General features: G+C 64.5%; 8 protein-coding genes and 1 pseudogene. 3 read left to right on the top strand and 6 right to left on the bottom strand.

The window, feature by feature from the left end:
• Window positions 1-659: 659 nt before the first annotated feature.
• Together ACZ7L5_RS05755 and ACZ7L5_RS05750 are read left to right on the top strand one after the other, a co-directional pair.
• Entirely contained in the window at window positions 660-2669 is a 2010-nt protein-coding gene (locus ACZ7L5_RS05755; protein ID WP_471514716.1) for a zinc-ribbon domain-containing protein, read from the top strand.
• 434 nt (window positions 2670-3103) lie between these two features.
• A complete protein-coding gene (locus ACZ7L5_RS05750) occupies window positions 3104-4198 on the top strand; it encodes a pentapeptide repeat-containing protein (protein WP_471514714.1) in 1095 nt (364 codons plus the stop codon).
• Window positions 4199-4241: 43 nt separating this feature from the next.
• Here ACZ7L5_RS05750 and ACZ7L5_RS05745 read toward each other — a convergent pair.
• Window positions 4242-4489: pseudogene (locus ACZ7L5_RS05745) on the bottom strand (IS982 family transposase); the annotation flags it as partial.
• Window positions 4490-4737: 248 nt separating this feature from the next.
• Between ACZ7L5_RS05745 and ACZ7L5_RS05740 the strand changes: the two are divergent.
• Window positions 4738-5319, top strand: coding sequence for a hypothetical protein (locus ACZ7L5_RS05740; protein ID WP_471514712.1), 582 nt, complete (start codon window positions 4738-4740; stop codon window positions 5317-5319).
• Window positions 5320-5468: 149 nt separating this feature from the next.
• Here the strand turns inward: ACZ7L5_RS05740 and ACZ7L5_RS05735 are convergent, their stop codons facing one another.
• From ACZ7L5_RS05735 to ACZ7L5_RS05715, 5 genes are all read right to left on the bottom strand, one after another.
• Window positions 5469-5783 carry a hypothetical protein gene (locus tag ACZ7L5_RS05735; protein WP_471514710.1) on the bottom strand — a complete coding sequence of 105 codons (315 nt, stop codon included), beginning with the start codon at window positions 5781-5783 and terminating at the stop codon, window positions 5469-5471.
• 179 nt (window positions 5784-5962) lie between these two features.
• A complete protein-coding gene (locus ACZ7L5_RS05730) occupies window positions 5963-6292 on the bottom strand; it encodes a hypothetical protein (RefSeq protein WP_471514708.1) in 330 nt (109 codons plus the stop codon).
• 226 nt (window positions 6293-6518) lie between these two features.
• Entirely contained in the window at window positions 6519-7172 is a 654-nt protein-coding gene (locus ACZ7L5_RS05725) for a hypothetical protein (protein WP_471514706.1), read from the bottom strand.
• A 630-nt stretch (window positions 7173-7802) separates the two neighbouring features.
• A complete protein-coding gene (gene ppdK / locus ACZ7L5_RS05720) occupies window positions 7803-10523 on the bottom strand; it encodes a pyruvate, phosphate dikinase (RefSeq protein ID WP_328881794.1) in 2721 nt (906 codons plus the stop codon).
• A 407-nt stretch (window positions 10524-10930) separates the two neighbouring features.
• On the bottom strand, window positions 10931-12133 hold the full coding sequence (locus ACZ7L5_RS05715) for an ROK family transcriptional regulator (RefSeq protein WP_471514704.1): 1203 nt from the start codon (window positions 12131-12133) through the stop codon (window positions 10931-10933).
• Window positions 12134-12214 lie beyond the last annotated feature (81 nt).

The raw sequence follows: 12214 nt of genomic DNA, 5'->3' as shown, positions 1-12214 counted from the left end.
CCCAGGTGATGTGCGACGAGTTCGTCGAGGCGTACGCCGGGCCGAGGAGACAGGCACCTGGGCTCAGTGCCTCCCCCGTACGGCCACCCAGGGACGACCCAACAGGTTCAGCACCGACCCTGCCGGCTCCTCGGTTGTCGATTCAGTCCGCTGGAAAATCAGCACGAGCGAGAAGGGCAGCCCGTCTCAGTTTCCGTCTCATTCAGGGCCGTTCACAGACGTTCAGACGAGACCGATGGCGGTATCAGCTCCACGACCGGACGACCATGCACACAGGTGAACGGCCCTGTCCGAAGTCTCTGCACCTACCAACACAGTTGGAAAACGTGTTGGCATCGGAGTTGTGTTACGGCCCGCGCAGGACGGCGATGCGTGATCCGCTTGGGAAGTGGAGACCATCACGCCAGCGGCATAGCCGTCCTGGGGGCGCTGCTCGGTTCGGGGATCACTTTGGCATTCCAGCAGCGCACCACAGACAGGAGCCACCAGTGCACCCGCCGCGAGACGCTCTATCAAGGAGCATCTCGAAGCTACTCGGCCTATGCCGGCGCGTTGCTCAACTACCGCCGCTGCCCGGCACACCTTGGTTCCGCGAGGACGAACAGCCACCACCGGAGGACCCTGAAACGGTGCGTTCGTGACACATCTCCGACACATGCATGCCTCCTCGTAACGACCGCCAGCGTCGCCTCCTTGCCGCTGGCGTGCCCTTCGCGCTTGCACTAGAGATTCCGCCAATTGCCACCCACGGCAGCGATCTCGCTATATTATGCGGCTATTTCGATCTGCTAGCTAGGGGGGGCATGTCGCGCTCAATCGGTGCGCCCGACAGACAGCACCACGTACTCACGGTTTCACATCCTCACATCGCAGCGGAGCTGATCGCAGTCATCGGCCACGACGCCGTAACGAGTGACTGTCTTCAGCCATCCGACCAACTGGAGTACAGGTGGCGCTGCGCGGTATGCGCCTATGAATGGTCGTGCTCCGTTACCAAGCGGGCAACTGGCGGCGTCGGCAGCGGATGCCCGAAGTGCGCCCGCCTGCGGACAATCAACGCACGCAGGGTCGCTCGGCCGGGTGAGTCCCTTGCAGACCTGCATCCCGAATTGGCTCAAGAGTTCGTCGCGAACCTAGAAAATGAACTCACCCCTTCACAACTCAAGCCAGGCAGTGGCTACAAATGCCGCTGGCGCTGTCGAGTCTGCAATAACGAATGGGTTGCAATTCCACAAAACCGCGTAGCCAATAGGACAGGTTGTCCAGCGTGTTTTGCAGCAAGGCGGGGAAAGTGGAAACGAAAACCGCAGAGCGAATTTCAAACCGCGCACGATGCACTCGAAGAGGTCGCCAAAGAGTTTATCCGAAACGAAACAACGCCAGATCATGACCTGACCCTGCTCAGACCTGGATCTGGCGATAGATGCGTCTGGCTGTGCTCTACCTGCGGTCACAAATGGATTGCTACGGTCGCATCCCGTGTCCGCTCCAATGAGAATCGTAGCGGCTCCGGATGCCGGAAGTGTTATGACCAACTCATCGCCGCACGCCGCAGAGCTCCGAAGCAAGGAAATTCCCTCGGGGAGCGATTCCCAAAGATTAGCCGCTCCTTCGTGCAAAACCTAACAACGCCAGGAGCAGGACCCGAGCACCTGAGAATACGCAGCAATGACCGGTGCCTTTGGAGATGCGACTACGGGCACGAATGGGAAGCTAACGTCCTGTCCCGCACATATGGTTCCGGTTGCCCTAAGTGCACGTCAGCTGGCAGGTCACGCTTCGAGCTGGAGGTGCAGTCTCTTCTTGCAGCAGCAACAGGGACCGAAGTCGTGTGTGACCACGCCGTGGAGTCTGTGCGGGGAGCGTCGGGGCGGCATCCCCGAGTGGATCTATTCATCCCCTCTATTCAACTTCACGTGGACCTTGACCCATTCCATACTCACAGCACAGACCACCTCCGAGAGAAGGACGCCAGGAAGAGCACACTCCTACGCGATTTGGACTATGTGCGGGTTCGCGCCGATGGCCTTGCTCGTATCCCTGGCGAGTGCATAGTGGTCACCGACGACCCTCGAAGCGGAATCGATCCATGGGTCTGGGCATCCGCCATTGGCCCGACGTTGATTGCTCGCGGAATTCAATTCGAGAAGCTTAGTAAGGCACAAAGGGAGAGAGCGCTGGGGCATGCAGCAGATACCTGGGCAACGATCAAGGGAGGAGTTAGGTTTGAGTCCGCAGCAAAGAAGCACCCCGATCTTCTCTCCGAGTTTAGAAGGAATCTCACCCGCCCTGAGTACGACCTCACTCTGTGCTCGCCCTCTTCGTTCGACGTGGCAGAATGGAAATGCGGCAAGTGCGGGCACATCTGGGAAACAATGATCCGCAATAGAGCACACAGCGGCTCCGGATGCCACGCATGCCACCGCCAAGGGGTAAACAACAACAACGTTTCCCGATCAATGGCGCAACCTGGGAAGTCACTTGCCGAGCTCTGTCCAACCATCACCGCTAGGTTCATCCGTTGCCTGAAGGATCCAACCCGTACTCCAGAAAACCTCAGACTCAAAAGTAACTTGAAGTGCGAGTGGTTCTGTCAGACAGGAGCGCACACGTTCACAGCGTCGGTTTATGTTGTGTCGGGCGGAGCTAAGCGCAGGTGTTGTAAATAGCGCTTGCGTGGCGCACTCTGCTTCGCCTCCACTTCATTGGAGGTCTGCCCGGTCCCGGAGCGGGGTCGCTGACATCCAAAGCTGACATCACAACCCCGGACGGGTCGTGCCAGGGCACGCTTCCGCGTGTTGGGTGAGTGCTTCGAGTTTGGTGGCGTCGGCGGTCAGGCTCCAGCGCAGTTTGGTCGCGATCCGTATACCGGGGGTCACGGAAATGCAGCACAACAGAGGTCCGTTGGCGCGAGCCTACCTCGACTGTAGCCACTCCGGCCATGACCCACTTCGGGTGTGGGTACGCCACTGGGGCGCGGCGGGCGTCCGCTCTTGACGACGGCTCAGGCCGCGTAGTCTCTCCACCTGTTGAACCTCAACTTCTGCTCTGAGTCATGAGGTCCCCCGGTTGCGCGGGCCACGGCTGGGCCATGATGCACGGCATGAACGCGCTTGTGAAGCGCATCGCTTTGGTGATGCTGGTCGCCCTGGGCGCCGTAGGGATCTATGCGTTGATCACAGAGGTGCCATGGGCAGTAGAAGGCGACAACGCTCGGGACAAGACTCTTCAACCGTCGGCGGGAATTCTCATCACCGGCCTGCGCACGGCGCTCCTTGCTGCGCTCGCTGGACTCATCGCCCTTGGAACCCTCTACCTCGCCTGCAAGAACCACAGGGTCTCGCTGGATCAGCTTCGGGAGACGCGGAAGCAATTCGACCTCGCTCAGCAGCAGTTCGTGCACGTCCAGGAGCAGTTCGAGCACACCCAGGCGAAGGATCGAAGGCAGGAGGAGCTGACACGCGAAGGCCAAGTCACTGATCGCTATGTGGAGGCCATCAAACTGCTGTCAGCGGAGAAGAACCTCACGCAGTGGCTCGGCGGCATTTACTCGCTGGAGCGCATCATGCGCGACTCGGAGAAAGATCACGCGACCGTTGTCGAGGTGCTGGCGGCTTTCGTTCGTCAGCATGCGCCACGCGAGATCGGAGGCGGAAGCGAGAAGGACAACGCTCCTCCCACAAGTGCCACCGAAGACGGTTATCGGTTTGTTCCCGAGGAGCACGTTCGGACGGCGCTCACAGTGCTCGGCCGTCGACCTCCTCGCGACGAGTCGTTCCGGGTCGACCTGTCTGACACCGCTTTGCACGGGGCACAGTTGTCCGGAGCCCGCCTCGAACGGGCCAACCTGTTCGGAGCTGACCTGTCCGAGTCAACCCTGACGAGCGCCAAGCTCATGGGCGCAGACCTGACCGCGACAGACCTGTCCTCGGCAAACCTGATCGGGGCGGACATGACGGGGGCAGTGATGGACTTCGATCCGCCACTGACCGGCACGGATCTGGCCGGTGCGGACCTGACCGGGGCCATTCTCACTGATGTCGTTGGCTGCACAGTCGAATTGCTCGTTTCCGCCCACCTGTACTCCTCCACCCGGCTTCCCATGGAGTTCGGGAATCATTCGCAGATCCAGGCTCATATCAAGGAATGCGAGGACAAGCAGAACCCTCTGCGGGCAGCGGCTTCGGGCCTCGGGTGAAATTCGGAGAGTGACCACCATCCTTAGCCCTGAGGGCCGGCCTCTTGAGCGGGGCTTCTCCCGGCCGCTGGGCGCCGCGGTTGCGGTAGGAGAGCCGCGGCAGGCTGACGCTGCGGGCGGCCAGGAAGCGGTCGAGATCGGCGGCGATGTAGCTGCCGGATAAGAAGATCGGGCCGGTCAGCGGCCAGGTCCGGTTCATTATCGATCAGGGCGGCCAGCACCTCCTGCTCGTCGATCTTGAAATCAGCCTGGGCCCCAGGTAACTGGCAGGCCGGCCGGAGTGCGCACCAAGCCCCTCCCCGCAGCCTGTATGACCTTCTTCTGATCTCTGTAGAGCTACGGATTAGGCGGCTCCTGACATCCACAGCTGATATCAACGGCGCGGGACAGGGGCGCACATCCGCACCTCTACCTGGCTGCCGCTTCAGCCGACAGCCGCAGGCGGAGCCAGCTCGGATCGAACTCCTAAAGCGGGTGTCGCAGGCTCGAATCCTGCCGGAGGTACACGACCAAGGGCCAACACCCGGCACACTTCAGGCATGACTGTCGAGCAGGCGACCGTGATCGCGGCCTTAGTAGGTGTTGTGGGTGCGGGGTTTGCTGGCGTCTACATCGGACGTCGGCAGGTTCGGGACGAGGCGGTCGTGGACCACAAACAATGGCTCTGCGGACAACGACTGGAGTCGTATACAGCGCTTCTCGCTGCCTGGGATTCGAGCGTCTCGAAGCTCATCGATCTACCCCCGTACGGGGAGTACTGGACTCACCTAGAGGCCACATACCAGGGAGACCTAATCGAGGCGACCGAAGAGAGCATCTGGAACGAGTCGCTCCAGATCAAGGAGGACCTCAAAAAGCACCTTGAACGGGTGCAACTGCTGGGCCCCAGCATCGCTCATGCCGCGTGTGTCACCCTCGCCAACACTGCGGAGACGGCAGTCCAAACGGTTCGTCGGGTCCGCTTCCCTTTGAATGAAGAAGCCTTCGAGGAACTGCACAAGTTACAAGACCACGCCGATGCAGCACGCACAAAGTTCTTCAGTGCCGCTCACCAGGTGATCCACACCCCCCCGAGTCCAAGACGGCGAGAGCCGGCGTTCGAGTCAGACAGCACGATGTAACTCAGTTCCTCGCCGCGGCACAGCAACGAAGTACAGCAACCGCAACCGGTTCTCTGCGGTCGAGTAGCCGCTCTCATCCTCAATCACCGAAGCCGCAGCTCAGGCCCAGGATCACTCAGCCTCTCTCCTAAAGTGGTTGTCCAGCCCGTTCACTGAGTCCACACCCGCAGGAACTCTTCGGCCGGGATGATCTCCAGCGGATCCTCTTCAGGATCGATCGCTTGGTCCGTCAGGAAGCCGTGCTCGTCCTCCAGGTGCTCCCAGCTGTACCGGTGGAGCTGGCCGACCGAAGTCAGCTCGGCTTGCTTGATGACGACCAACTCACCGCGGTCAGGTACGGCCTCGATGTACCACAGACCGCCCTCCTCGTCAGCGTGGCGGAAGTGGTGCCGCAGGGTGGCGGCTTCATCGAGTGCTCGGAAGTACGCCACGGTCTCTGCTTTGATGCGCTCCAGGTCAACCACGGGACCATCGTGCCAGCGAGCGCGCGCGGGTTGCTCCGTTCTGACATCCACGAGTGACATCAACGACGCCGGACGCTAGCACTCCTAGGCGGTCCGACACGGCCAGTGTGGCCGGGTGGTTCCCCGGCAGTGCCGAGGAGCGATCGAACTCCTAAAGCGGTGCTCGCTCCCTACACCGCTCAGGACGAGGGCGTGAAGCCGGCGGACTGGTCGAGGTGAAAGGCGGTGCCCGGAACCGTCGGAGTCCAACCCACACGCAGGGCAAACCGAACAGCCGCGGCGACACCGGACGGCAGTACAGGCTCAGCCTCGCGGCCGATCCAATTACTCGGATGCGGCCGGTCGGTGGTGACCACCAGCGTCGTGCCCGGGGTGTCCACATGCTCGACTGCGAACGTGCACGGCGACCAGGAGAGCCCCTGGAAGTACGTCGGGCTGCCCCGTAGCCGCCAGCGGTAGACCGTGCCGTCGACAACGATCCGTCGTGCCCCCTTGCGGACCAGCGCCATGCCTTCCCCCTCTTCAACAGCAGAGATGCTACCGAGCCCGGCTACACCGCCCGTCTCATTTTCCGTCTCGTTCAGTACCGTTCACGGCCGTTCAGGCGAGGCCTGAGGGTGCCCCAGCATTGACAGCCAACCGCCCATAAACGCAGGTGAACGCCCCCTGCACGCCGCCCGACAGCCCACCACCACAGTTGGAAAGCGTGTTGCGCGATCTGCTACCGAGGGACTGTCACGGCCCGAGAGGCGCGTCGTCTGAGGTGAAGTCAGGGTCAGCGTCATCGAAAGCCTCGCGTCGCAGACGCTCGTAGTCCCGACGCTCGGCTTCCTTCCTGCGGTCGTAAGTCTCCTGGAACTGCTCGACGTTGCGGCTCACCTTCGGAAGCTCTTCCTGGCGTAGGTAGTCGAGCAGCACGCTGATCATGTCCTCGACCATCAAGCGCACCCACCGGACACGCAGCGGATGCCGGGGGCCGGCATACCTGTATGCACGAGCCAGATCGTAAGGCTTCTGGATTCGGTCGGGCAGAGTGTGACCGGGAATGCGACCAATGGTGACAGCGGCCCTGGTCAGTGACGCCGTAGCTTGCTCCTCCCACGGATCCGGACTGATCGGACCTGTCGGCACCGTCACTGTCTCCAAGTACTCACGTAGCTGGAGGAGCGTCGTCAGAGCCTCTTCACCTGCCAGTCTGCCGATCTCGTATCTGCGCGCTTCCCGAGCGTCCTCCGACTGTTTTCGGAGAGTGAGCCACGTCCCTGCCAGTGACGCTCCTGCACCCAAGACCGCGCCGCCGAAGCCCACAAGGGCCGTCGCTATGTCCACGTTCATGAACATCATCTTGAGGGATGGAAGGGGGCAGATGACCAGGGGCGTGCCAGACACGTGCCAGATAGTGCGGGGGAACCACGGGGAATCAGCCGACCGCCACCAGGCCCCGCCGCTACTCACAGCAGGTCAGCCCCGAAGCAAGCCCCGAATGCGCTTAGCTGCCCAGGCTGAGGAGCGGGCCCGCCCGCTCACTCACGATCGGGCCGCACCAGGGCGGCGACAGCTGCACCGAGGCCAATAAACCCGACGTCCACGTCGCGTGTCTGATTCGCGGCTCTACCCACCTGCCACAGCCTACGGACAGTTGGAAAGCGTGTCGGGGGCAACGCTTCGCGAGCCGAGGTCTGGAATCCTCCACCGCCGCCTCAACTAGCAAAACGACAGCCCCGCCCTGGAAGATACCCAATCGGCGCGGGGCCTCTGTGGTGTCGGATCGGACAGGCTCAGCCGCATGTGGAGGGCACAACGAGGGCACAACGACTTCTCGCAGGTTCAATGGCAGCCAACGCCAGCAAACGCCATTTTCCCTGGTCAGCGAAGTAGCTTGACAGTCTCCTCAGGCGATGCAGGTGAGGGCGGCACCCCCGCACAGGGTGCCGCCCTCCTTGGTGCACCGGAGTCGCCCCCCATCGGTCTTGAGGGTCGGGGACAGGAGACGACTCCGGAGTTGCGTGGCCGTACGGCCTAGCGGTGGTCGCTGCCCACCGAGGTGGAGGCCGCGCGGCCGGCCTCAAGGCGGGCGACCGGGATGCGGAACGGGGAGCAGGAGACGTAGTCGAGGCCGACCTCGTGGAAGAAGTGGACCGACTCGGGGTCGCCGCCGTGCTCGCCGCAGACGCCGAGCTTGAGGTCGGGGCGGGTCTCACGGCCCGCCTTGGCCGCGGCCGCGACCAGGGAGCCCACGCCGTCCTTGTCGATGGTCTCGAACGGGGAGACGCCGAAGATGCCCTTCTCCAGGTACGCCGTGAAGAACGAGGCCTCCACGTCGTCCCGGCTGAAGCCCCACACCGTCTGGGTGAGGTCGTTCGTGCCGAAGGAGAAGAACTCCGCCGCCTCGGCGATCTGACCGGCCGTGAGGGCGGCGCGCGGGAGCTCGATCATCGTGCCGATGGAGAGCTTCAGCTTCGTACCCGTCGCCGCCTCGACCTCCGCGATGACCTGGTCGGCCTCCTCGCGGACGATCTCCAGCTCCTGGACGGTGCCGACGAGCGGGATCATGATCTCGGCGCGCGGGTCGCCCTTGGCGTTCTTGCGCTCGGCGGCAGCTTCCGCGATCGCGCGGACCTGCATCGTGAACAGGCCGGGGATGACCAGGCCGAGGCGTACGCCGCGCAGGCCCAGCATCGGGTTCTGCTCGTGCAGGCGGTGCACGGCCTGGAGGAGGCGGAGCTCGTTCTCGTGGGGCTCCTGGCGGGACTCCGCCAGGGCCACACGGACCGAGAGTTCCGTGATGTCGGGGAGGAACTCGTGCAGCGGGGGGTCCAGGAGACGGACCGTCACCGGGAGGCCGTCCATCGCCGAGAACAGCTCGACGAAGTCCTTCTTCTGCAGCGGCAGCAGCTCCGAGAGGGCGGCCTCGCGGACCTCCTCGGTGTCGGCGAGGATCAGCTTCTCGACCATCTCGCGGCGCTCACCGAGGAACATGTGCTCGGTGCGGCACAGACCGATGCCCTGGGCGCCGAAGCGACGGGCGCGCATCGCGTCCTCGGCGTTGTCCGCGTTGGCGCGCACCCGCAGGCGCCGCTTGCGGTCGGCGAACGCCATGATCCGGTGCACGGCCTCGACCAGCTCGTCGGCGTCGTTGGCGCCCGCGTGCATCCGGCCCTCGAAGTACTCCACGACCGGGGACGGGACGACCGGGACCTCGCCCAGGTACACCTTGCCGTTGGAGCCGTCGATGGAGATCAGGTCGCCTTCCTCCACGACCTGTCCGCCCGGAACCGTCATACGGCGGCGCTTGGTGTCGACCTCCAGCTCCTCGGCGCCGCAGACACAGGTCTTGCCCATGCCGCGCGCCACCACGGCCGCGTGCGAGGTCTTGCCGCCGCGGGAGGTCAGGATGCCCTCGGCGGCGATCATGCCGTCCAGGTCGTCGGGGTTGGTCTCCCGGCGGACCAGGATGACCTTCTCGCCGGAACGCGACCACTTCACCGCGGTGTACGAGTCGAAGACCGCCTTGCCGACCGCCGCACCCGGCGACGCCGCGATGCCCCGGCCGACCTGCTCGACCTTGGCCTCGTCGTCGAACTTCGGGAACATCAGCTGTGCGAGCTGGGCGCCGTTGACGCGCTGGAGCGCCTCCGCCTCGTCGATCAGGCCCTGGTCCACCAGCTGCGTCGCGATACGGAAGGCGGCGCCCGCCGTGCGCTTGCCGACGCGCGTCTGGAGCATCCACAGCTGACCGCGCTCGATGGTGAACTCGATGTCGCAGAGGTCCTTGTAGTGGTTCTCCAGCGTCTCCATGATCTGCATCAGCTGGTCGTACGACTTCTTGTCGATCGACTCCAGCTCCGCCAGCGGGACGGTGTTGCGGATGCCCGCGACCACGTCCTCGCCCTGGGCGTTCTGCAGGTAGTCGCCGTACACGCCCTGGTGGCCGGAGGCGGGGTCACGGGTGAAGGCGACGCCCGTGCCGGAGTCCGGGCCCAAGTTGCCGAAGACCATCGAGCAGACGTTGACGGCCGTACCCAGGTCGTGCGGGATGCGCTCCTGACGGCGGTACAGCTTGGCGCGGTCGGTGTTCCAGGAGTCGAAGACCGCGTGGATGGCGAGGTCCATCTGCTCACGCGGGTCCTGCGGGAAGTCCCGGCCGGCCTCGGTCTTGACGATCTTCTTGAACTTGGTGACCAGCTTCTTGAGGTCGGCCGCCTCCAGGTCCGTGTCGACCGAGACCTTCTTGGCGGCCTTCGCCGCCTCCAGCGCCTCCTCGAAGAGGTCCCCCTCGACGCCGAGCACGGTCTTGCCGAACATCTGGATGAGGCGTCGGTAGGAGTCCCACGCGAACCGCTCGTCGCCGGCCTGCTCGGCGAGGCCCTTCACGGACTTGTCGGAGAGCCCGATGTTGAGGACCGTGTCCATCATTCCGGGCATGGAGAACTTGGCGCCGGAACGGACCGAGACGAGCAGCGGGTTGTCGGCCTGGCCGAGCTTCTTGCCCATGCGGGACTCAAGGGCGTCGAGGTGCGCACTCACCTCGTCACGCAGTGCCGCGGGCTCCTCGCCACTGTCGAGGTAGACCTTGCAGGCCTCCGTCGTGATCGTGAAGCCGGGAGGAACGGGAAGCCCCAGGTTGGTCATCTCGGCGAGGTTCGCGCCCTTGCCACCCAGGAGGTCCTTGAGGTCCTTGTTTCCCTCGGTGAAGTCGTAAACGAACTTCGCTACGTGGGGTTCTTTGTTTTCCGACACGGTCTCGACTCCCTCGAGGACGCGGTGGCTGCCCTGACGGCGAGGAACATACCCAGATCGAAGGCGCCTGGGTACGTCTACTCACGCGTCATGCGCCTGTAACCACCCGTCCGCCAGTGGATCGAAAGTCAAGGCTTGGCAAGCCGCGACGGGCGGATGTTTTCACTTCTTGAACGCAAGAGGGTTCACAGGTGCGGTAAATCGCTCAGATGAGCGGCCATCCCGCACGTTTGATTTCGATCGATGAACGATCAAAGGGTGGCACCGAGTGCCACCCTTTGGAGAAGTGCAGCCGCTCAAGATCCGCTCATCTGAGCGCAACCCTTATCAAGGGTGGCGAGAATCACGCTGCCACAGCCGACGAGATTTCACCATGCGGACGTCCCCTGAGACGGGAAACACGGACGTCACACGCCCAGCGCGAGCAGCCGTTCCTCCACCCGGGAGGGCGCGTAGAGATGCTCCACGACCAGCGCCCCGGCACCCACCAGACCGGCCCGCTCCCCCAGCCGCGAGGTCACGACGTTCAGATGAGCGGTGGAGCGCGGCAGCGCCCGCTGGTACAGCAACTCCCGTACACCGGTGAGGAAGGGCGTCCCCGCCAGATCCCCGGCGATCATCAGCACCCCGGGGTTGAGCAGCGTCACGACCGTCGCCAGCACGTCCCCGACCTGCCGCCCGGCCTCACGTGCCAGCGCCGCCGCCCCCGGATGCCCGGACGCCAGCACGTCCCGCACATCCGAGCCGGACGCCGCAGGCACCCCGGTCCCGGCCAGCCGCCGGGCCACGGCGCCGCCACTGGCCACTGCGGCGAGACAGCCGTACGAACCGCACCGGCACAGCGCGTCCGCGCCCGCCGGCACCCGGATGTGGCCGATGTCGCCGGCGCCCCCGTCGATACCCCGGTAGATGGAGCCGTCGACCACGACCCCGGCGCCGATGCCGGTCGACACCTTGACCAGGACGAACGCCGAGCAGTCGGGGAAGCCCGAGCGCTGTTCGCCGTACGCCATCAGGTTGGCGTCGTTGTCGACCAGCACCGGGACCGGCGCTGCGCCGGTGGCCTCCGTGAAGGCCCTGGCCAGGCGTCCGGTTATGTCGTAGCCGTCCCAGCCGGGCATGATCGGCGGCTGGACGACCCGGCCGGTCCCGCTGTCCACCGGACCCGGCACCGCGAGCCCGATGCCGCCCACCTCGTCGGCCCGGCGCCCGGTCTTCTCCAGCAGCTCGGCGAACCAGTGCCCCAGCCCGCCCAGCACCACGTCCGGTCCGTCCTCGATGACCAGCGTGCCGGTGTGCTCGGCGAGGATCTCGCCGGTCAGGGACAGTACGGCGGCACGGGCGTGCCGGGTCTCCAGGTCGGCGGCGAGGACCACGGCGTGGGCGTCGTCGAACTCCAGGGTGATGGAGGGACGGCCGCCCAGCGGGGAGTCCACGGGACCGCCGGCGCCCTCGCGCAGCCAGCCGGCCCGGAAGAGGCGGTCGAGGCGCTGGCCGACGGTGGCGCGGGAGAGGCCGGTGGCCTGCTGGAGCGCTCCGCGCGTGACAGCTCGCCCGCTCCGCACCAGTTCGAGCAGTTCCCCGGCACTCGCTTGGCCCCGTGCGCTCATGCACACCCCCTTGTGCTTCTCAACTCTGCATTACATATTGGGTTTTGCGTGTTAAATAGACGTAACTCTACGGTAGCCATG

The organism is Streptomyces sp. NPDC107528 (assembly GCF_055639295.1).
Note: the sequence above shows the minus strand (reverse complement) of the source record. Positions and strands in the feature narration are given on the sequence as shown.